The following is a 19,724-nucleotide window of genomic DNA, read 5'->3' as shown; positions in this document are numbered from 1 at the left end:
CGAGGTTTTTAGGAAAAGTGAACCTTTTTTACTTCTATGGTTCGAATATGATGATCTTCTGCATCGACAATTTTAAATTCACAGCCTTCTGTTTCAATGATATCACCAATGTCAAAATCAATTTTATGCGTCATCATCCAACCGGCAATTGTATCAACATCATCATTTTCAATCGCTAAATCCAATAAATCATTTACTTCATCGATCAAGGCTTTTCCATCCATGACATAGTGGAAGTCACCTTTTTTCACAATATGCGGGGTTTCATCTTGATCATATTCATCTCGAATCTCGCCCACAATTTCTTCTAATATGTCTTCAACTGTGACGAGACCTGCTGTTCCACCGTATTCATCTACAAGCACCGACATATGAATCCGTTCCTTTTGCATCAAAATCAGCAGTTCTTGAATCGGTGTACTTTCAATGACACGAATGACAGGGCGCATTAAGTCTTCAATGGACACCTCTTGATTGAGAAAACTTGCTTTAAATACGTCTTTGCTATTGATCACACCAATGACATGATCTTTGTCTTCTTTAATGACAGGATAACGTGTATACCTTTCGTTCAGCATATAATGCGTCACGTCTTCCAGGCTCTGTTCAATTTCAATGGCAGAGATTTCTGTGCGCGGGATCATGATCTCTCTCGCCACTCGGTTATCAAATTCAAATATTTTATTGACATATTTGTATTCAGATTGGTTGATCTCGCCCTTTTCGTAGCTTTCAGACAGGATGAGACGCAATTCTTCCTCACTGATCGCCACTTCATGTTCTTTGACAGAATGAAAACCAAATAATTTCACAATGCCTCGTGCAGCCCCATTTAATGCTTTAATAAATGGGTACATGACTTTATAGAAAAAAATAAGAGGTTTTGCCGTCACAAGACTGACGGCTTCTGCCTTTTGAATGGCAATCGTTTTGGGAGCAAGTTCCCCAACGACAACATGCAAAAACGTAATGATCACAAAGGCAATGATAAACGATATGATGTCTGTCAAAGCGGAATGAAGCCCTGCCTTTTCAAAAAGCGGATGCAGGAAATGTTCCACTGTCGGCTCCCCTAACCACCCTAAGCCTAATGCCGTGATGGTAATGCCAAGCTGACAGGCAGATAAATATTCATCAAGGTTGGTTGTCAGTTTCTGAACATGAATGGCTCTCTTATCACCGCTTTCAATCAGCTGATTGATTTTTGAACCTCTAATTTTCACAATCGCAAATTCAGTGACAACAAAAAATGCTGTCGCAGCAATGAGTAATAGGACTAAAAATACGTTTAAAATATACAAAAAAACCCTTACCTAACACGGGTAAGGGCTCACCTCCTCTGGCGTCAATTAATCATTACGGCCATTTAGGAAGATCATTACAAAACGGAGCAATTCAAACAGGGAGACAAGGGCCGCTGCTACGTACGTAAGAGCTGCGGCATTTAACACCTTGTTCACGCCTCTTTCTTCACTGCTTCTAATGATTCCTTCTGAAACAATGATATTCTTTGCACGAGAACTTGCGTTAAACTCAACAGGCAATGTCACTAGCTGAAAGAACACAGCAGCTGAGAACAGAACGATCCCAAGCCCGATTAAGTTAAGGCTGCCGAGCAATAATCCACCTAGGAAAAGAAGCGGGGCAACACCAGATGCAAAGTTCACGACAGGGAAGATCTTATGTCTCAAGACAAGCGCACCATAGGATTCCTGATGCTGCAAGGCATGTCCAACCTCGTGTGATGCGACTGAAATGGCCGAAATGGAATGGCCATAATACACTGGTTCAGATAAACGAACCACACGCTGCGTCGGGTCGTAATGATCAGTCAAAGTTCCTCTTACCGGTTCAACGGGTACATCGTATAACCCGTTGCGATCTAAAATATATCGAGCGGTTTCAGCACCTGTTTTCATACTGGCAGCTTCAACCTTTGAATACTTTTCAAAATTATTCTTTACTTTAAATTGTGCCCAAAAAGACAATCCCAATGCGGCAAATGTTAAAAAATAAAAAAACAGCATGCTCATCAGCTTCCTTTTTATTTTATATATTTATTTACAATTTTAATGACTTTTATGTAACGTGTACAGCAAAAAGCACTAGGTCTTTTTAAGGGGAATCACTACACCAATGAAAAAGAAGAACATTCCGATGCATGCTGTATAAAATGTCACCGTTCCATATAGGTCTTGAAAAAAACGAAGCCACGAGAAATCATTCATAAAATGGTTCACCGCATTTAAATCAAACACGAGTAAAATCACCGCAGATGATAAAAAGTGTGCGCCGATAAAAAGAAGTACGGTCTTTTGAACAAACGACATTCGCATTCCCTCCTTCTTCTCTCTTATTTTAAGATATGGGTTCTGTTTCAATACATGACGATGATGAAAAATTGTTTCCTAATCGGGCATACTGACATTAGCAGTCTCCCTGAAAGGACGAGTTCGATGAAATCAAACCGTATCTTCATTGCCTGGCTAAGATGGCCTCTTTATGTTCGCATTGCGATCATCATCTGTTTCTTGCTTCTCTTTTTTGGACAATTAATCGTCATACTTGAACCAAAGCAGTATCATACGATCTTTGATGGGATCTGGTGGGCTCTCATTACAGTCGCGACGGTCGGCTATGGTGATTTTGTGCCGCAAACCATGCCCGGACAAATCGCAGGTATGGCGCTGATTCTGATCGGGGCAAGCTTTGTCACGGCTTATTTTGCCACACTCGCTGCCGCTGTGTTCAGTAAGCAGCACCATTATGTAGAAGGAAAGGTCGCTTTTAAGGGGAAAGGACATGTCATTATCGTTGGCTGGAATGAGAAAACGAACAAACTGCTTCAATCGTTTCAAACCATTGATCCCGCCATGCCGATTGTACTCATTGATGATTCCTTAAAGGAAGGACCTCTTTTAGAGAATGTCCATTTTATTAAAGGCCATGGTACAGAGGATGCCACACTTCGCAGAGCAAATATTATGAGTGCTGATACATTGATGATTACCGCCGACCAGCATGAAAATGAAGTGACGGCTGATATGCAGAGTGTCTTAACCTTGCTTGCGGCAAAAGGATTAAACCCTTCGTTATATTGTTTAATTGAAATTTTAACCGATCGCTATGTGAAAAATGCTGAGCGGGCTGGCGCCAATCAAGTCATCCATACTTCTGATGCCGTGAATCATTTAATGGTGGAGCATTTTCTTTTAAAAGAACAGCTCATGGCGTTAAAAATAAAAAGAAACATGACCCTCCATAAACAGATCACCATCATTCCAGTACCGGCTTCATTAGCTGGAGAGACATTCTTAACGGCACTTCATCACTTTTTAGAGCATCATGTGATCATTGTAGGCGTACAAAAAAAAGAAGGACCCATGATGAATCCTCCTTTTGGATATGAGCTTCATCCAGAGGATGAGCTGATCAGCTTTTAAAGCAGTGCATCTTCTAATTCTTTGACGAGTGAAAAGCCAATTTCAGCGTAAGCCTTTGACACATCCCCGTCTTTCTCTTTCGGTTCTTGGAATTGGTTAAAAGATGCCCCTACATTTCCAACCATCGCATGGTCATCTAATTTATCTTGATAGACATGCTTTAAGAGAAATGGATGTCCCATTTTCACCACAACGCCTGGCTGATCCAGCTGTCCTTTCTCGGCTGTAAACGGAACTCTGAGAAAGGTATAGCCGTCACGGTTGTCAATTTTATAATCAAAATATCCATGATCATAATCCCAATTCCCATTAATGACATATCCGAGCGGCTTCATGTTTTCTTCTAAATGGTACAGTGAAAAGCTTTCACCAGTTAGCCTAGATGGTACATGAATCATACAGAACCCTCCTTTTTGTATAGGGTTCGTTAAAGAGAGGAATTCATACATTTGCCTTTCGTGATTTGCACATTGTTTGTAAAAGCAGCATCAAATAAGCTTTGGCTGGATGATGCATTTGTCTCGTTCACACTGCCCGCTCCTGATGTTTCTTTCGTAGCACTCATTGGACAAATCCGCCCAACATTCCCAAAGTTAACGATGGCCTGCCCGGAAATGTCATGGATATAAATATGATTTGTTCTCATCGCTTCATCAACCTCCTCCATTGATTATTCTATGTACAGAGCTTAGGGAGGCTTGCACTGACACCATGAGAACATAAAAAAAGGCACACCTTATGCAAAGATGTGCCTTAGCGTGTAGACAAACCCTCGCATTCGTTGTCAGTCCTGCGCACTGGTGCTCACGAATGTCAAATTCGCTCCGCTCCAGTGCTCGTCCTTCCTAGACTTCAAAGGTTTTCTATCACGCTAAAAAGAAGACAAAGGGCTAAAATACAGTTCATTTTAGCCCTTTGTCAACAATCTGAGGCACACCTTATGCTAAGATGTGCCTTTTATTCTTATGATTGTTTGAGACGGCTCTCAAGTTCTGCCTTTTTCTCTTCGAAGCCCGGTTTTCCTAATAAAGCAAACATGTTCACTTTATACGCTTCTACTCCAGGCTGGTCGAATGGATTGACGCCTAGTAAATACCCAGACATCGCACATGCTTTTTCAAAGAAGTACACGAGATATCCGAATGTATAAGCATCCATTTCAGGAATTGTCACAATCAGGTTCGGTACTTTTCCATCTGTATGAGCAAGCATTGTGCCTTCAAATGCTTTTTTATTGACGAAATCAACCGTTTTTCCTGCAAGATAGTTTAACCCATCAAGGTCTTGTTCTTCTGCTTCGATGACAAGTTCATGTCGTGGCTTGTCTACATTCACGATGGTTTCAAACAAGTCTCTTCTTCCTTCTTGTACATATTGACCAAGTGAATGAAGATCCGTTGAGAAGTTGGCAGATGAAGGATAGATTCCTTTTTCATCTTTCCCTTCACTTTCGCCGAATAACTGCTTCCACCACTCCGCAAAGTACTGTAAGCCTGGCTCATAGTTAATCAGCATTTCAATTGTCCGTCCTTTATTGTAAAGAACATTGCGGACAACCGCATATTGGTAAGCCGCATTTTCTGAAAGCTCAGATGAAGCGAAGTCTTCACTTGCTTTCGCAGCACCTTCCATCATTTGATCAATGTCTGCACCGCTTACAGCGATTGGCAATAGACCAACTGCTGTTAAGACGGAATAGCGTCCACCGACGTCATCAGGGATGATAAATGATTCATAGCCTTCTTCAGTTGCTAATGTTTTGAGTGCCCCGCGTGCCTTGTCAGTTGTCGCATAGATGCGTTTTTTCGCTTCTTCAGCACCATATTTTTCGATAAGGAGCTTTTTAAAGATACGGAACGCAATGGCTGGCTCTGTAGTTGTACCAGATTTTGAAATCACGTTAATGGAGAAATCGGCATCTTCTAGCAGATCCATTACATCTGTTAAATAAGAAGAACTGATGTTGTTTCCAATAAAAATGATTTGCGGTGTTTTGCGTTTGCCTTTTGGCAAACTATTATAGAAAGAATGGTTTAAAAACTCAATGGCCGCACGTGCGCCAAGATAAGAACCACCAATTCCAACAACGAGTAATACATCAGAATCAGATTTAATCTTTTCTGCACTTTTTTTAATACGGGCAAATTCTTCGCGATCATATTGCTTCGGTAAGTCAACCCAGCCTAAATAATCACTGCCAGTACCCGTTTGTTCATGAATATTATGATGGGCCACCTTCACAAAATCTTTTAAATATGTAAGCTCATGTTCTTGAAAGAAAGGTAACGCTTTCGAGTAGTCAAATTGAATATGTGTCATCGCTTGTAAGCCCTCCATTACGTTAGTTCTGTCCCTTTCACTTTAGCGGAACTAGCTATTGAAATCAAGTGATCGTCATTGGTGCAGCAAAAAGCCGCTCCTCATGAAGAGAAGCGGCCATCCAAATTATAGAGAAGCTTTCAAAATCGCTAAAATGTCATCACGGCCAAGTTTCATAAAGTTACCAAAACCACCATATTCCATTTCTTTTGCTGCGATGTCAGCAATTTTGTCCAGTTGATCTTCACCAATATCATAATCCGCTAAACGGCTCGGTGCACCGAGGCTTGTCCAGAAGGCTGATAGCTTGTCAATTCCTTCTAATGCGATGTCACGATCCGATTTTCCTTCTGTCTCAATGTCAAACATGTTCAACATGAGGTTTTTAAAACGTTCGACATTGTGATCAAGTGTATGACGCATCCAGTTTGGGAAGAGGATCGCAAGTCCACCTGCATGCGGAATGTCATAGACTGCTGATACTGCATGCTCAATCGTATGTGATGCCCAGTCGCCAAAATAGCCCATTTGCAACGTGCCATTTAAAGCAATTGTTCCTGCATAAAGGATGGTTTCACGGTGCTCATAGTTTTGTAAGTCTTCAAGTAGCTTTGGTGCTGTCTCGATGACTGTTTGAAGAACAGCAAAACACATCCGATCTTGTAGTGGCGTGTTTTTGACATTATGGAAGTATTGTTCAAATACATGGCTCATCATATCAACCATGCCATACACCGTTTGATTCTCTGGCACAGAATATGTGTGCTCAGGATCTAAAATTGAAAAAGCAGGGTGCGTGACTGAACTGCCCCACACGTACTTTTCATTTGTTTCCCAGTTCGTGATCACAGAATCCGGGTTCATTTCTGAGCCTGTCGCTGCAAGTGTCAATACTGTGCCAAATGGCAGTGCTTTTTGAGCGGTCGTTTTCTTTGAAATAATATCCCATACATCCCCGTCATATTCAGCTCCAGCTGCAATGGCTTTTGTACAGTCGATGACACTTCCCCCACCAACTGCTAATAAGAAATCAATGTTCTCATTTTGGCAAATGTCGATCCCTTTTTGCACTGTAGTGAGACGAGGGTTCGGTTCGACTCCTGACAGTTCAAATACGTCAGCCTCTGCTTCATTTAAAGCGCTGATAACCTTATCATAAAGACCATTTTTCTTAATACTGCCTCCACCATATACAAGAAGCACTCGCTTTCCATAACGAGCGAGTTCGCTTTTTAGTCCGTCTAGTTGTCCTTTTCCAAACATCAATTTCGTTGGATTATAGTAAATAAAGTTTTCCATCTGTTCTACATCTCCTTAAAACATTTATATCCAAAAACATGAAAGACTACTGTAACATATGTACATGCAGAACTCAAAAAAGATAACTGCTTAAAAGCAGCTATCTTTTCCATGTTCGATTATAAAGAAGCGTTTAAAATAGCTAGAACATCTTCTTTGTTCAGCTTTTTAAATTGACCAAATTCACCACGTGCCATTGCACGGTCTGCAATCAGATCAATTTTCTCATCGTTGATGTCATAGTCAGCTAAACGGTTTGGTGCGCCTAGACTTGTCCAGAAAGCAGAAAGTTTTTCGATTCCTTCTAAGCCAACTTCTTCGTCTGTTTTGCCCGCAGGATCTACATCGAATACACGCACTGCTAATTGCTTGAAGCGATCTGGGTTTTCTTGAATGACATGCTTCATCCAGTTCGGGAACAAGATCGCAAGTCCGCCTGCATGAGGGATGTCATACACCGCGGATACCGCATGCTCAATATTGTGAGATGCCCAGTCTCCGCGTGCGCCCATTGAAAGCATTCCATTCAGTGCAATGGTGCCTGTGAATAAAATCGTTTCACGAAGCTCATAGTTTTCCAAATCATTGATCAGCTTTGGTGCTGTTTCAATGACCGTACGAAGAAGTCCTTCACACATACGATCTTGGTAAGGTGTATTCTCCGTGTGATGGAAATATTGTTCAAACACGTGAGACATCATGTCGACCATGCCATAAATCGTATGGTTTTTTGGCACAGTAAATGTATTGACTGGGTCAAGAATAGAGAATTTAGGGAAGACAGCTGGACTGCCCCATCCATATTTCTCATTTGTTTCCCAGTTTGTGATGACGGAGCCAGAGTTCATTTCAGAACCTGTTGCGGCAAGTGTTAATACTGTACCAAATGGGATGGCTTCCATTGGGACATGCTTACGAGTGACGATATCCCAAGCATCTCCATCGTATTTCGCACCAGCTGCGATCGCTTTGGTTGCGTCAATCACGCTACCGCCGCCGACTGCCAAAATAAAATCAATTTGGTTCTCTTTGCAAAGCTCAACCCCTTTTCTGACCGTTGTTAAGCGCGGGTTTGGCTCAACACCAGCAAGCTCAGTGATTGCAGCTCCTGATTCTTTTAAGATGCTGACAACTTGGTCATAAAGGCCATTTCGTTTAATGCTGCCTCCACCATATACAAGCAATACGTTTTTTCCGTAGTGTTTTAGTTCATCTGAAAGGGCTGATACTTCTCCCTTTCCAAAAATTAATTTCGTTGGGTTCCAATAAGTAAATCGATCCATGTGATCTCCTCCTCGCGCTACATTATGCGCTTCTTTCATTCCAAAAGTAAAGTAATTTGCTTTCATCCATTTTCTTACGCATAGTTTGGCTAAAAATCTGCAAAATATAAATGTATTGATACTGTAGCGAAAGGAGGAATCACGATGAGTGCTATTCAGCGTATTGCCCTCGTGCTCACGATTATCGGTGCTATTAACTGGGGACTAATCGGCTTTTTTCAATTTGACTTAGTAGCAGCGATCTTTGGCGGTCAAGGTGCTGCATTATCACGTATTATTTATGGTCTTGTTGGAATTGCAGGTCTTGTTAACCTTGGTCTGTTGTTCAAGCCAAGCGAAGAAGCTGTTCGCCGTGACGAGCCGAATCCAGAGGTTCGCTAAACAAAAAGACATAAAAAAGGCCGCCTATACGAGGCAGCCTAAGGCACCGTTTGAAGCGGTGCTTTTTTTATTTCTTGATAAGGTCTTTACGGTTAGATTGCTCAATCCACTCTTCAAGTTTATCTTTCAGTGTATTGAAACCTTGTGGTGCAGCAGCTTCTTCTTTCGCTTGCTGTGGTCTTTGTTTCTTTGGTTTGCTTTCTTTTCTTTCTGGTGCATCTTGTGTCGCACGGATAGAAAGGCTGATTTTACCTGCATTTTCATCAACAGAAAGAACTTTTACTTGTACTTCGTCACCAATTGAAAGGTGCTCGTTGATGTCTTTTACAAAGCCATGTGTTACTTCAGAAATATGCACAAGTCCTTGAGTTTCTTCATCTAATGCAACAAACGCACCATACGCTTGTAATCCTGTTACTTTACCAGTGTAAACACTGCCTACTTCAAACTTTGTCGCCATGATAACAACTCCTAAATAAATGTTTTAATATTCGTTTATACGCAATTAAAAACTATATCACAGAACGCTCTTTTACGCAAAATATTTTTTAATTGGGTTTAGATCAGTTTAAAAGGGGGAATACCTGAAAACAAGAATGCTTTCTAGTATTCCCCCCTAATTTGAGAGGCATGAGTCCAGATGGATTGATGCCTTTTTTTATTTTAAGATAGCAGGTGCTTCTTCTTTCACTTGTCTATTCTGTAAAAAACGCTGGATTCTTGAAAGTGATTCTTGCAAGTGATCGAGTGACGACGCATATGAACAACGAATATGGCCTTCACCACTTGGACCGAATACATTTCCAGGGACAACCGCTACTTTCTCGCTAAGCAGCAGCTCCTCAGCAAATTGTTCTGAAGTCATGCCTGTGCTTTTAATGGACGGGAAAGCGTAAAACGCTCCGTTTGGCTGGTGGCAAGTGAGCCCAAGTTCATTGAGAGAGCCGACAAACAAATTACGGCGCCTTCTGTAGCTTTTCTTCATTTTCTCCACATCTTCAAGTCCATTTTTTAATGCTTCTTCTGCGGCATATTGTGCCATAGCTGGTGCACACATCATAGAATATTGATGTATTTTCAGCATGGCATCACGGAGGACTGGCGGTGCTGCCACATAGCCTAAGCGCCAGCCTGTCATAGCGAACCCTTTGGAAAAACCGGAAATCAAAATCGTTCTTTCCTTCATATCTTGAATCGCCGCCACACTCGTAAAAGCTTCATCGTACGTCAGCTCTGCATAAATCTCATCCGTGATGATTAAAAGATCATGCTCCTTTGCAAACTGAGCAATATCTTCAAGCTCTTCTTTCGAGTAAACAGACCCTGTTGGGTTTGATGGAGAGCATAGCAAGATGGCTTTTGTTTTCGGCGTCAGCTTCGTACGAAGATCAGCAGAATCGGCTTTAAAATCTTTTTCAGCCGATGTACTTAAATAAACCGGTACACCGCCCGCAAGTGTCGTCAGAGCCCCATATGCGACGAAACAAGGCTCTGGGATGATTACTTCGTCCCCGTTGTTTAAAATGGCGCGAAAGGCCAAATCAAGCGCCTGGCTGCCGCCAACGGTAATAATGAGTTCTTCTTCAGGACTGTACTCAATGTGAAACCGCTTATATAAATAATGACTCAATTCTTTTCGCAAAGAGAGCAGCCCAGCATTTGCTGTATAAGAGGTCAGTCCTTGCTCTAAAGACATAATACTGGCTTCTCTCACATTCCAAGCTGTCACGAAATCCGGTTCGCCGACCCCGAGGGAGATAACCCCTTCCATTGTGGCTGCCAAATCAAAGAATTTCCGAATACCTGACGGCTGAATGCTTTGTACCGTTTCAGATAAATAAGACTTTTTCATTTAAGGAGACACCACGATTCTTTTGTCATCGTCCCCTGTTTCAAAGACTTTCCCATCATGCTTATATCTTTTCAAAATAAAGTGGGTAGTGGTTGAAACAACAGAATCAAGTGTCGATAATTTTTCAGATACGAAGCGGGCGATATCAGACATGGATCTTCCTCTGATCACAACAGATAAATCATACACGCCTGACATTAAATACACGGACTCCACTTCTTGGAACCTGTAAATACGTTCAGCAATTTCATCAAAACCGACGCCTCTTTTTGGGGTCACTTTCACATCAATCATCGCTGTAACGCCTTCGTGACCGTCTACTTTTCGCCAGTCAATCATGGTCGAATAATCAATAATGACTTTTTGATCTTCCAGCTTTTGAATAATGGCTTCTGCTTCTTCTGATGTCACACCTGCCATTTTTGCAATTGTATTTAAATCGGCGCGGCTGTTTTCATCTAAAATCTCTAATATTTCAGTTTCTTTTTCGGTTAGTTTCATTGATTTCACACCTCTGATTGTAAAAAGCTAGTTTTAAAAAATCTTCTGAACATTATAGCACGTTTTTCCCATTATGCTAAGCAGGGAAAAGATTCTAATCATAGCTTAAAATCCACTTTTTAGGGTACAATACAGTCACCTAACAGAGAGTGAGTATCAAATATCGGAGTTGATGAGTGTGGACATTGTACAGCCATCCTATATGAAAAGTAAATTCGGTTTAGATATCTATTACGAACACTATCCAAATGAAGGTAAGAAGACATTGATTTTGATTCACGGCCTTTTCTCATCTACCTTCAGCTATCGAAAGCTCATCCCGCTTCTGAAACAAGACTTCAATTTAATTGCGATTGATCTGCCTCCATTCGGGCAGTCCGAAAAATCGAATACGTTCATTTACAGCTATCGCAACATGGCAAAAATCATCATTGAACTAGCTGGTTATTTGCAGATTCAGCATGCGATCCTCGTGGGGCATTCCATGGGGGGACAAATTGCTTTATATGCTGCCTCTGAGCGTCCCGACCTATTTGAAAAAGCCGTTCTTTTATGCAGTTCAGGGTATATGAATAAGTCCAAAAAGTCGCTTGTTTACAGCACTTATATTCCTTATTTTTATCTCTATTTAAAAAGAAAGTTGTTCAAGCAAGGTATTATGAAAAATTTAACCGCTGTTGTGCATGATCATTCGATTATTGATCAAGAAATGGTGGACGGATATTTAAAGCCTTTTTCAGATGACCAAATTTTCAGAGGTATTTTTCGTTTGATTCGGCACAGGGAAGGCGATTTAGCGTCGGATGTCTTAAAGAAAATGGAGACACCTGTCCTGCTGATTTGGGGGGAGGAAGACCGGATCGTTCCTATTCAAATTGGCGAAAGACTGCACAAAGATCTGCCGCATTCAACCTTTCACGCATTAAAAAAAACCGGGCACCTCATCCCTGAGGAAAATCCGGTCTTTGTGTCTGATCAAATTGGTCATTTCAGCCTGTCTTAAAACGAGCAGGAGCTACCTTCTCTTATGACAAAAAGCTGATTTGCGATATGCTGGCAGCTTTCCATCGGAAGAAGCTGATCAAATGAGTGATGGTAAATGGCTTGAATGTCTTTCGCGAAAGATAACGGGTCTTCTGCGTCGTATAAGGCACTGATGACGTCAGCAGGCTCCGTTTCGTAAAAGTCCTCTCCATACTGAAAAGGGTCCCATGCCTTAATGATTTGAATCATCTCTTCTACAGCTTGACTATCTTTCATGGGGATCACCGCTTATAATAAATTTTGTGATGTTTATTTTAGCACAACCAAGAGTGGTTGAAAAACGGCTAGAGGTGGGTTTCATGAATTTCGACGAACAGATCATACGTAAAGGTTCAAAATCAGTCAAATGGGATCAAGCAGAGTCTTTGTTCCTGACAACAGATGCGCTGCCAATGTGGGTAGCAGATATGGATTTTAAAGCGCCCCAAGTCGTGCTTGATGCTTTAAAAGAACGATTAGATCACGGCGTATTCGGCTATGCATTTCAGGATCAGGAAACGCAGCAAGCAGTAGCTGACTGGCTCAAAAGAAGACACGGTTGGACGATACAAACAGATGCCGTCACCTTCACACCAGGTATCGTGACAGCACTTAGTTTTGCGGTACAAGCCTTTACAGCTCCGAATGATGAAGTGGTCATTCAGTCACCGGTGTATACGCCCTTCTATCAAATGATTGAAAGAAATGGACGTATCGTCTCAACCAATCCTTTAAAAATAGAAAACAACCGTTACATGATGGATTTTGATGATTTAGAGAAAAAATTAAGCAGACCAGAAGCAAAGCTGATGTTTCTTTGTCATCCGCATAATCCTTCAGGGAGAGCTTGGTCAAAAGAGGAATTAAAGCGTGTAGGAGATCTATGTGTACAGTACGGTGTCACCGTCGTGTCAGATGAAATTCATTCGGATCTGATGCTTTACGGACAGCCGCATGTGCCTTTTGCCAGCCTTTCTGATGAGATAGCTAACATCACGGTAACGTGTATTGCACCGAGTAAAACATTTAATTTAGCTGGTCTTCAGGCATCTGCCATTATCATTTCTGATGAAGAAAAAAGAACCCTTTTCACCAATGAATTGCAAAGAAATGGATTGTCCAAACTGAATGCCTTTGCGATTCCTGCCATGGAGGCGGCCTATCGCCACGGAGATGAGTGGCTTGATTCACTTGTTCTTTATCTCGAAAATAATATGAAGATCGCAATGGATTATATTGATGAATATCTGCCGAGCATGCGTTATATGAAACCAGATGCTTCTTATCTATTGTGGCTGGATATTCGTGATTATGAGCTCACTCAAGCAGAATTGAAACGTAATCTGCTGAAAAAGGGCAAGGTCATACTAGAGCTCGGAAACGTATATGGGCACGAAGGAGACGGCTTTATTCGAATGAATCTAGGCTGTCCTGCCGGAACAGTAAAAGAAGGTCTGAAGCGCCTTCATCAAGCATTCACTCTATCATCCGAATAAAACCATTTCTATCAAAAGAACATCCTAACGGGTGTTCTTTTTAAAGAAAAAAACCCTCCTATTATCATATCTACTTTGTACATGAAATGGTATAATGAGAGGAATTACAATTATTTACGAGGAGAGCATTTAAATGGAAATGTTCAAGGATTTTCTGCTCCATGTATCTTTTATTCTATTTCCAATCTTTTTATATCATGCACTATGGCTAAGCCGGACCCCTGCTCATTTCCCTAAAACGAATAAACTGCTCATCACCATATTTGCATCCATTTCATCAGCACTATGTATTATGTATCCAGTTGGTTCGATTTTAGATTTGCAGACTGGGCTTCAATCGATTCCCCTTGTACTGGCTATTTTATACGGGGGATATACCGCCGGAATCGTTGCTATCTTAGTTAGTTCAACCGTAAAGTTCGTGATGTATGGCTCTTTTTTATGGGTTGGATTGATTGTTGTACCGATTTACTTTTTCATTCCTTTCCTGCTTTACCGGAAATGGCGCCAATATTCTAAGCAGAGAAAGCTGTTATACGGAGTCCTGATTGCGTTATCAAAAGGGATGTTTATTTACATTGGACTGCTTGTGGTCAGCTTAATAGAGTACAGCCCTGCATTCATTATGCAACAAAAGCTACTCGAATTATTTTTCTCAACTCTTTACTACATATTCTTTCTTGTGCTGAGTATTTATTCCATTGAGTTTGTGAAAGAGAATGCGCAAATGAGAACACAGCTTGTCCAATCAGAGAAACTGACGATTGTGAGTGAACTTGCAGCAAGTGTCGCCCATGAAGTCCGCAATCCACTGACGGTGGTGAGAGGATTTATCCAACTGCTCTTTTCAAGTGACAATACGAAAGAGCCGTCAACCAATAAAGATTATAAAAATCTCGTTTTATCTGAACTTGACCGTGCGCAGGATATTATTACGAGCTATCTTGATATTGCGAAACAAAATTATTATCAAATTGAGTCTCTCAATTTATCTAAATTACTTGAAGAATGTGCATCGCTGATGACATCCTATGCGAATTTTAAGTCGGTCACGATTCATCAATCGATTGAACCAGACTTATACATCCAAGGTGATGAAACGAAAATCAAACAAGTCATGATTAATTTAATCAAAAATGCAATCGAAGCAGCGCCCGAACACGAAGGTAAAATCGAACTATTTGCTTCAAAAGAAAATCATCGAATCTGCCTTTATTTCGTTGATAACGGTGTAGGCATGTCAGAAAGTCAAATGAAAAAGCTTGGTGAACCCTATTACACATTGAAAAATAAAGGAACAGGGCTTGGATTGACAGTGACATTTTCCATCATTGAAAATCATCATGGAACCATTCGTTTCAAAAGCTCATTGCAGTCTGGTACAACAGTCACCGTGAAGTTTCCTGAAGATACAAGAAGAAAATGATCAATCCATTTTTTTTGTCCTTTTTTCATCGATCTGCTCCTGCTTCTTAGAAGCACGAACGATCAGACGAAAGCAAATAAATGCAGCAGCAAAGAAAAGCACCGTCGTGATTGCCGCAGGGATATACTCCCTTTTATCTTCAGGAAAATACAGTAGAAAGAATATGATGAACGACATGTTCCGCTCTTCCCCCTTTTGCTCGTTTACTTCACTATATTGGCTAAAAGAAAGGAAATACCTTCTTATGCGAAGGAAATGGAGGAATTTCATATGACAGACAATCAGATTGGACAAATCGTGAAAGGTTTTTACAAAACAGGTGTTTACATTGGGGAAGTGACAGCCGTTAAACCATCTACTTATCTCGTTCAAGTAAAAGCGGTTTTAACACACCCCACTCAAGGTGACCTGCATCATCCAAAAGAAGCGGACGTACCTTTTTTTCAGGAAAGACGGGCTTTGGCCTTTAGGGAACAGACGAACATCCCTCATCATATGGTCAAGCCTTATGATGGCGACATCCCTGATTATCAAGTATCACTGAAAGACGCCGTAGATAAATTAAAAAAAGGGCTCAGTGCGGATGATTCCAAGTGGGCTGAAAAATCAAGAGCGTGCCTCTCTTCTCTTGAAAAAGATTATTTTCCAGAAGACGCCCGCTAATCTGCCGAATCAAAAAAGTGAGAGAAGTCAATGAGTTCACCAATTTTGGTTGTTTGCGGATTTTCCACATAGGATCGATCTTTTTCAAAAAGGGTGAACAGCTGATAAGTGGTCATGGCATCATCGAGTGCTTTATGATGCTTACCAGCTCCTTCACTGCCGTACTCCTTAGCTGCTTTCCGAAGTCCTGTGAGTGTTCTATCCCCAAAAAAGGTTTTATATTCAAAAGCCAGATCCCTTTGATTCCCCTTAAAAGGAAAACCAATATGATTGAGCATACAGTTTTGCTTCAGTACCTTCATGTCCATATTTCCCCATGTGATAATCTCACAGTCTTCTCCCCCATCGAGTGACACGAGCTTCTCGATAAACGCCTCAAAAGAAATCCCGCTTTCTACATCCTGCTGCGTAATGCCAAGGAACGATTTACAGCGCTTTGTCAGCTTCGGGAACTTTTTCGGTTTGACATAGCTTGAGAATGTGTCTATGATCGTTTCATTTGATGCTTTAACGACACCGGCCTCAATGATTTCCGGGAAAAAATTTTGCGGATGATATTTCCCATCAGGCATCGTAAATTCAAAATCGACCACAAGCAGCGTCTTCTGTTCCATCAGTCTCACCCCACTTTCTCGTCTGTTTTCCATCCTGCTACTATTATATTAAGACGGACTTTGAAATCACTTCATTTTCGTGAAAATAATGCAGATTCACTATGCCCAACCTATTCATCAGATGAAAGATCGTTTATTTTCCTTTATAATTATTAAGGAACACGAAATAAATAAAGAAGGTGGTCTTTATCACAAACAGGAAGAAAAACTTGTACATCATGTGGTTTGTGAACTTTTTTGTATCTGCCAGCATTACAATGATCGTCCCTTTTTTATCACTTTACATAGAGTCTCTTGATAGCAGTTATTCGAATGAATTTGTTCAAAGATGGAGCGGCTATGTCTTTGGGGTTACGTTTTTAACAGCCTTTCTCATTTCTCCAATTTGGGGACGGATTGGTGACCGGCATGGCTATAAAAAGATTTTGCTCATTAACGGCATTGGGATTGCAACAAGCATTTTATTAATGGGGCTTGTTCAAACCGTTTATCAACTATTTGCGTTACGGCTTTTCATGGGGCTTGTGACAGGCTTTATTTCGACTTCGATGGCACTGATTTCTGCACAGACCGAAAAGGCAACAGCCGGTAAAACCCTTGGTACAATGCAGATGAGTAATGTCGCTGGAGGGTTATTCGGTCCATTAATGGGTGGATTTATGGCAGACAGTGTCGGATTCATTTATACATTTTTCTTAACAGCCGCTGTCATATATGTGTCAGCGATTGTCATTATCTTCGGTGTGAAAGAACAGCCGATCCGTTCAAAAGAAGCAAAACGGGTTTCTTACTCACGGAAGGACGTCCTTGTCCATATTTTCAAACAGCCTTTACTTGTCGTCACCATGCTTCTCACATTCATTACGCAAGTCGGGAACTTTAGTATTCAGCCGCTTTTAGCCTTGTACATTCATGATTTACACGGCCCAGTCAACCTTGCCTTTTATGCAGGTCTGGCGTTTTCTGCAACCGGGCTTGGCAATTTGCTGTTTACACGGAAATGGGGAGATCTTGGAGATCGTATTGGTCACGATAAGGTGCTGCTTGCCCTTCTCATCCTCTCCTCCATTTTATTTATCCCGCAAGCGATGGCAGATTCCTACGGGATGTTAGTCATCTTCCGTTTCTTATACGGGATGGCACTAGGCGGCATCATTCCTTGTACGACGGCCTATATTCGCATCAAAGCGCCTGCCTCTATGCAAGGGGAAGTGCTTGGTTACAATGTCAGCTTCCGCTTTCTTGGAAATGTCGTCGGACCCGTTATAGGCGGCATTGTGGCGAGTCATTACGGAATTCCAGCTGTCTTTTATGTTACCGCCGGCATTTTCCTTTTCGGGGCATTATTTTTATGGGCGGTCCGCTCACAATCAAAGTCAAAAGAGAGGAGTGTCTGATCCATCATCAGATACTCTTTTCTTCTGTCTAAATGCCTTGTTTACTAGACTTCACGTCTATTCTTTTCTAAAAATAACCTTCTCGTAATCGCAAAAGAATGGTACGATATGGCTAGAAATCCGAAGAAAGTGAGTGACCTCATGTTTCGTGCAATCATTGGATGGTTATTACTTGTTGCCCTCATTCCATTATTTGTTCTGACTTTTTATCTATCAAAGGAAGAAGCCGCAAGTGTAAAACCTGTTAACGAAGTGCTTGATCAAAAAATCAAGCTGGAAAAGGTAGACTTTTCCCAAAACAGTTATATGTATGATCGAGATGGTTCTCTTATCTCTGAGATCGTATCAAACGATGAGAACCGTGTTTTCGTGAAGTACGATAAAATTCCTGATTCCGTCAAGGAGCTGTTCCTCCGATCAGAGGACCGCAACTTTTATGACCATAAAGGCATTGACTTTATGGGCGTGATTCGTGCCCTTGCCGCAAATGTGAAAAACCATGGCATTAGCCAAGGCGCTAGCACCATCACACAACAGTTATCCCGTAATTTATATTTAAGTCATGAACGTTCATTCAGCCGAAAGTTTACAGAACTGCTCTATTCCTATGAGCTCGAGCGAAAATTTACAAAAGAGGAAATTCTCGAAAGCTATTTAAATACGATTTATTTCAGTAACGGGGTTTACGGTGTCGGTTCTGCGGCTAATTACTATTTTGATAAGCCGCTTAGTTCTTTGACGCTTGCACAGATGGCATTTATTTCTGCGATTCCTAACAACCCTACGCTGTATGACCCATTGAAACAATTCAAACATACAAAGAAACGCCAGGAACGGCTGCTTGGTATTTTAGAAAAAGATGGTGTCATTACTAAGAAGCAATACAAAAAAGCAGTGAAAGAAAAAATCAGCTTGTCCTTAAGTGAAAAGAAAAATCTTTACCCTGACTATGTGACATACGCCAATGAAGAATTTACCGATCTGGTGTCTGATCAGGAAGGCTTTACAAAACGATTGAAAAAAGCCAAAACAGCTGGCGCAAAAAAGGCAATTCAAAAAGAATTATCAGAAAAGGTAAGTGCATTGCTTCAAGATGGTGTGAAGATTTATACAGCACTAGACCCTTCCTTACAACAAAGAGCGGTTTATCAGCTCAATGCACAATTGCCTTATCAAGGTGTGGAAGGCGGTTCAGCAGTCATTAACCACCAAACCCATCAAATCGTCGCACTTGCTGGCGGGAAGAATTATAAAAAATTTGATTTCAACTACGCCTATCAAGCGCAAAGACAACCAGGTTCCGCCATTAAGCCACTGTTAGATTATGGCCCTTATATTGATCAAACCGGTGCCACGGCATCAAGCAAAATCAGTGCCGGCAAGTTTTGCAGTAGCGGATATTGCCCGCAAAACTATAATCATAAAACGTATGGAACTGTAACACTTGAAACAGCCTTTAAGAACTCTTACAATACACCAGCGATTCGTATGCTTGATACAGTCGGTGTCAAAAAAGGCTTCAGCTATTTAGAAAAGTTTTCATTCGAACATATTGTCGCAGATGATTACCGCCTCCCTTCTGCACTTGGAGGATTTACAAAAGGCTTCTCGCCGCTAGAAATAACCGATGCATATACCGTGTTTGGCAATCAAGGTGCCTATACGCGAAACCACTCCATTACAAAGGTCACAGACTTAAACGGCAAAACCCTTTACAAGTGGAAAGAGTCGCCGAAGCAAATCTATTCTCAGCGTACAAATGAAACAATGCGCAAGCTGCTTGCCTCTGTTGTGAAAAGTGGAACAGGGAAAAAGGCGAATTTCAATTCTCCTTACATTGGGGGGAAAACAGGGACATCCAATGACTACAAAGACATTTGGTTTGTTGGCCTGACAGATCAATACACAATGGGTGTATGGGTAGGAAGAGATAGAGGAACCGTTGAATCTATTTATAGTTCAAGCCCGCACTTACGTATTTGGAAACAAACTATGCAATACGCTAGATAAACAGGAGGTTTGACTGC

Annotated in this window: 22 protein-coding genes; 8 read left to right on the top strand and 14 right to left on the bottom strand. The window is 41.3% G+C overall.

The window, feature by feature from the left end; all coding sequences use genetic code 11:
- Positions 1-8 precede the first annotated feature (8 nt).
- The 3 genes from MHH23_RS05930 to MHH23_RS05920 form a co-directional block, all read right to left on the bottom strand.
- On the bottom strand, positions 9-1,301 hold the full coding sequence (locus MHH23_RS05930; RefSeq protein WP_340959077.1) for a hemolysin family protein: 1,293 nt from the start codon (positions 1,299-1,301) through the stop codon (positions 9-11).
- Positions 1,302-1,349: 48 nt separating this feature from the next.
- Positions 1,350-2,024 (bottom strand): zinc metallopeptidase, encoded by a 675-nt coding sequence (locus MHH23_RS05925; RefSeq protein ID WP_024719711.1) that lies wholly within the window; start codon positions 2,022-2,024, stop codon positions 1,350-1,352.
- Positions 2,025-2,105: 81 nt separating this feature from the next.
- Entirely contained in the window at positions 2,106-2,330 is a 225-nt protein-coding gene (locus MHH23_RS05920) for a hypothetical protein (protein WP_008345775.1), read from the bottom strand.
- A 126-nt stretch (positions 2,331-2,456) separates the two neighbouring features.
- Here MHH23_RS05920 and MHH23_RS05915 point away from each other — a divergent pair, with 126 nt between their 5' ends.
- Positions 2,457-3,443, top strand: coding sequence for a potassium channel family protein (locus MHH23_RS05915; RefSeq protein WP_041507696.1), 987 nt, complete (start codon positions 2,457-2,459; stop codon positions 3,441-3,443).
- Here the strand turns inward: MHH23_RS05915 and MHH23_RS05910 are convergent.
- From MHH23_RS05910 to MHH23_RS05890, 5 genes are all read right to left on the bottom strand, one after another.
- Complete coding sequence (locus MHH23_RS05910) at positions 3,440-3,841, bottom strand: YugN-like family protein (RefSeq protein ID WP_008345780.1); 402 nt, start codon at positions 3,839-3,841, stop codon at positions 3,440-3,442. The two genes, MHH23_RS05915 and MHH23_RS05910, sit on opposite strands and share 4 nt — an antisense overlap.
- A gap of 29 nt (positions 3,842-3,870) precedes the next feature.
- On the bottom strand, positions 3,871-4,089 hold the full coding sequence (locus MHH23_RS05905) for a spore germination protein (RefSeq protein WP_024719714.1): 219 nt from the start codon (positions 4,087-4,089) through the stop codon (positions 3,871-3,873).
- Positions 4,090-4,406: 317 nt separating this feature from the next.
- The gene (locus MHH23_RS05900; RefSeq protein WP_024719715.1) at positions 4,407-5,762 is read right to left on the bottom strand and encodes a glucose-6-phosphate isomerase; all 1,356 of its coding nucleotides are present in this window, start codon (positions 5,760-5,762) and stop codon (positions 4,407-4,409) included.
- A gap of 126 nt (positions 5,763-5,888) precedes the next feature.
- Positions 5,889-7,061 carry an iron-containing alcohol dehydrogenase gene (locus MHH23_RS05895; protein WP_039169723.1) on the bottom strand — a complete coding sequence of 391 codons (1,173 nt, stop codon included), beginning with the start codon at positions 7,059-7,061 and terminating at the stop codon, positions 5,889-5,891.
- 119 nt (positions 7,062-7,180) lie between these two features.
- Entirely contained in the window at positions 7,181-8,344 is a 1,164-nt protein-coding gene (locus tag MHH23_RS05890) for an iron-containing alcohol dehydrogenase (RefSeq protein WP_268431602.1), read from the bottom strand.
- A 144-nt stretch (positions 8,345-8,488) separates the two neighbouring features.
- On the opposite strand from MHH23_RS05890, the gene MHH23_RS05885 reads away from it, so the two are divergent.
- Positions 8,489-8,725, top strand: coding sequence for a DUF378 domain-containing protein (locus MHH23_RS05885; RefSeq protein WP_008345792.1), 237 nt, complete (start codon positions 8,489-8,491; stop codon positions 8,723-8,725).
- Between the two features lie 67 nt (positions 8,726-8,792).
- Here the strand turns inward: MHH23_RS05885 and yugI are convergent, their stop codons facing one another.
- From yugI to MHH23_RS05870, 3 genes are all read right to left on the bottom strand, one after another.
- Positions 8,793-9,185 carry a S1 domain-containing post-transcriptional regulator GSP13 gene (gene yugI / locus MHH23_RS05880; protein ID WP_024719717.1) on the bottom strand — a complete coding sequence of 131 codons (393 nt, stop codon included), beginning with the start codon at positions 9,183-9,185 and terminating at the stop codon, positions 8,793-8,795.
- Positions 9,186-9,383: 198 nt separating this feature from the next.
- Positions 9,384-10,577 (bottom strand): aminotransferase, encoded by a 1,194-nt coding sequence (locus MHH23_RS05875; RefSeq protein WP_039169726.1) that lies wholly within the window; start codon positions 10,575-10,577, stop codon positions 9,384-9,386.
- Positions 10,578-11,078 carry an Lrp/AsnC family transcriptional regulator gene (locus MHH23_RS05870; protein ID WP_007500517.1) on the bottom strand — a complete coding sequence of 167 codons (501 nt, stop codon included), beginning with the start codon at positions 11,076-11,078 and terminating at the stop codon, positions 10,578-10,580. It abuts the gene before it with no gap.
- A gap of 178 nt (positions 11,079-11,256) precedes the next feature.
- On the opposite strand from MHH23_RS05870, the gene MHH23_RS05865 reads away from it, so the two are divergent.
- Positions 11,257-12,081, top strand: a complete 825-nt coding sequence (locus MHH23_RS05865) for an alpha/beta fold hydrolase (RefSeq protein ID WP_017358960.1) — start codon at positions 11,257-11,259, stop codon at positions 12,079-12,081.
- Here MHH23_RS05865 and MHH23_RS05860 read toward each other — a convergent pair.
- Positions 12,078-12,338 (bottom strand): YugE family protein, encoded by a 261-nt coding sequence (locus MHH23_RS05860; RefSeq protein ID WP_045034535.1) that lies wholly within the window; start codon positions 12,336-12,338, stop codon positions 12,078-12,080. The genes MHH23_RS05865 and MHH23_RS05860 overlap by 4 nt on opposite strands.
- 83 nt (positions 12,339-12,421) lie before the next feature.
- Here MHH23_RS05860 and MHH23_RS05855 point away from each other — a divergent pair, with 83 nt between their 5' ends.
- Positions 12,422-13,597: a MalY/PatB family protein gene (locus MHH23_RS05855; protein WP_039169733.1), complete on the top strand. Its 1,176-nt coding sequence runs from the start codon at positions 12,422-12,424 to the stop codon at positions 13,595-13,597.
- Between the two features lie 133 nt (positions 13,598-13,730).
- Positions 13,731-15,023 carry a sensor histidine kinase gene (locus MHH23_RS05850; RefSeq protein ID WP_008345807.1) on the top strand — a complete coding sequence of 431 codons (1,293 nt, stop codon included), beginning with the start codon at positions 13,731-13,733 and terminating at the stop codon, positions 15,021-15,023.
- Here the strand turns inward: MHH23_RS05850 and MHH23_RS05845 are convergent, their stop codons facing one another.
- Positions 15,024-15,200, bottom strand: coding sequence for a hypothetical protein (locus MHH23_RS05845; protein ID WP_008345810.1), 177 nt, complete (start codon positions 15,198-15,200; stop codon positions 15,024-15,026).
- Positions 15,201-15,293: 93 nt separating this feature from the next.
- Here MHH23_RS05845 and MHH23_RS05840 point away from each other — a divergent pair, with 93 nt between their 5' ends.
- Positions 15,294-15,686 carry a kinase-associated lipoprotein B gene (locus MHH23_RS05840; RefSeq protein ID WP_340959073.1) on the top strand — a complete coding sequence of 131 codons (393 nt, stop codon included), beginning with the start codon at positions 15,294-15,296 and terminating at the stop codon, positions 15,684-15,686.
- Here the strand turns inward: MHH23_RS05840 and kapD are convergent.
- Complete coding sequence (kapD, locus tag MHH23_RS05835; RefSeq protein WP_008345814.1) at positions 15,683-16,300, bottom strand: 3'-5' exonuclease KapD; 618 nt, start codon at positions 16,298-16,300, stop codon at positions 15,683-15,685. The two genes, MHH23_RS05840 and kapD, sit on opposite strands and share 4 nt — an antisense overlap.
- Positions 16,301-16,518: 218 nt before the next feature.
- Here kapD and MHH23_RS05830 point away from each other — a divergent pair, with 218 nt between their 5' ends.
- Both MHH23_RS05830 and MHH23_RS05825 read left to right on the top strand, forming a co-directional pair.
- Positions 16,519-17,697 carry an MFS transporter gene (locus tag MHH23_RS05830; RefSeq protein ID WP_241698631.1) on the top strand — a complete coding sequence of 393 codons (1,179 nt, stop codon included), beginning with the start codon at positions 16,519-16,521 and terminating at the stop codon, positions 17,695-17,697.
- 108 nt (positions 17,698-17,805) lie between these two features.
- The gene (locus MHH23_RS05825; RefSeq protein WP_024719722.1) at positions 17,806-19,707 is read left to right on the top strand and encodes a transglycosylase domain-containing protein; all 1,902 of its coding nucleotides are present in this window, start codon (positions 17,806-17,808) and stop codon (positions 19,705-19,707) included.
- Positions 19,708-19,724: the final 17 nt, after the last annotated feature.

Source organism: Bacillus sp. FSL K6-3458 (assembly GCF_038005045.1).
GTDB lineage: Bacteria > Bacillota > Bacilli > Bacillales > Bacillaceae > Bacillus > Bacillus altitudinis.
The sequence above is the reverse complement of the archived record's forward strand: the minus strand, read 5'-3'. Positions and strand labels throughout refer to the sequence as shown.

Coding starts and splice junctions, on each gene's coding strand:
- MHH23_RS05845 (WP_008345810.1), bottom strand. CDS start 15,200: ATGTCGTTCATCATATTCTTTCTACTGTATTTTCCTGAAGATAAAAGG.
- MHH23_RS05840 (WP_340959073.1), top strand. CDS start 15,294: ATGACAGACAATCAGATTGGACAAATCGTGAAAGGTTTTTACAAAACA.
- yugI (WP_024719717.1), bottom strand. CDS start 9,185: ATGGCGACAAAGTTTGAAGTAGGCAGTGTTTACACTGGTAAAGTAACA.
- MHH23_RS05910 (WP_008345780.1), bottom strand. CDS start 3,841: ATGATTCATGTACCATCTAGGCTAACTGGTGAAAGCTTTTCACTGTAC.
- MHH23_RS05885 (WP_008345792.1), top strand. CDS start 8,489: ATGAGTGCTATTCAGCGTATTGCCCTCGTGCTCACGATTATCGGTGCT.
- MHH23_RS05875 (WP_039169726.1), bottom strand. CDS start 10,577: ATGAAAAAGTCTTATTTATCTGAAACGGTACAAAGCATTCAGCCGTCA.
- MHH23_RS05850 (WP_008345807.1), top strand. CDS start 13,731: ATGGAAATGTTCAAGGATTTTCTGCTCCATGTATCTTTTATTCTATTT.
- MHH23_RS05900 (WP_024719715.1), bottom strand. CDS start 5,762: ATGACACATATTCAATTTGACTACTCGAAAGCGTTACCTTTCTTTCAA.
- MHH23_RS05855 (WP_039169733.1), top strand. CDS start 12,422: ATGAATTTCGACGAACAGATCATACGTAAAGGTTCAAAATCAGTCAAA.
- MHH23_RS05890 (WP_268431602.1), bottom strand. CDS start 8,344: ATGGATCGATTTACTTATTGGAACCCAACGAAATTAATTTTTGGAAAG.
- MHH23_RS05895 (WP_039169723.1), bottom strand. CDS start 7,061: ATGGAAAACTTTATTTACTATAATCCAACGAAATTGATGTTTGGAAAA.
- MHH23_RS05870 (WP_007500517.1), bottom strand. CDS start 11,078: ATGAAACTAACCGAAAAAGAAACTGAAATATTAGAGATTTTAGATGAA.
- MHH23_RS05920 (WP_008345775.1), bottom strand. CDS start 2,330: ATGTCGTTTGTTCAAAAGACCGTACTTCTTTTTATCGGCGCACACTTT.
- MHH23_RS05915 (WP_041507696.1), top strand. CDS start 2,457: ATGAAATCAAACCGTATCTTCATTGCCTGGCTAAGATGGCCTCTTTAT.
- kapD (WP_008345814.1), bottom strand. CDS start 16,300: ATGGAACAGAAGACGCTGCTTGTGGTCGATTTTGAATTTACGATGCCT.
- MHH23_RS05905 (WP_024719714.1), bottom strand. CDS start 4,089: ATGAGAACAAATCATATTTATATCCATGACATTTCCGGGCAGGCCATC.
- MHH23_RS05825 (WP_024719722.1), top strand. CDS start 17,806: ATGGCTAGAAATCCGAAGAAAGTGAGTGACCTCATGTTTCGTGCAATC.
- MHH23_RS05860 (WP_045034535.1), bottom strand. CDS start 12,338: ATGAAAGATAGTCAAGCTGTAGAAGAGATGATTCAAATCATTAAGGCA.
- MHH23_RS05830 (WP_241698631.1), top strand. CDS start 16,519: ATGTGGTTTGTGAACTTTTTTGTATCTGCCAGCATTACAATGATCGTC.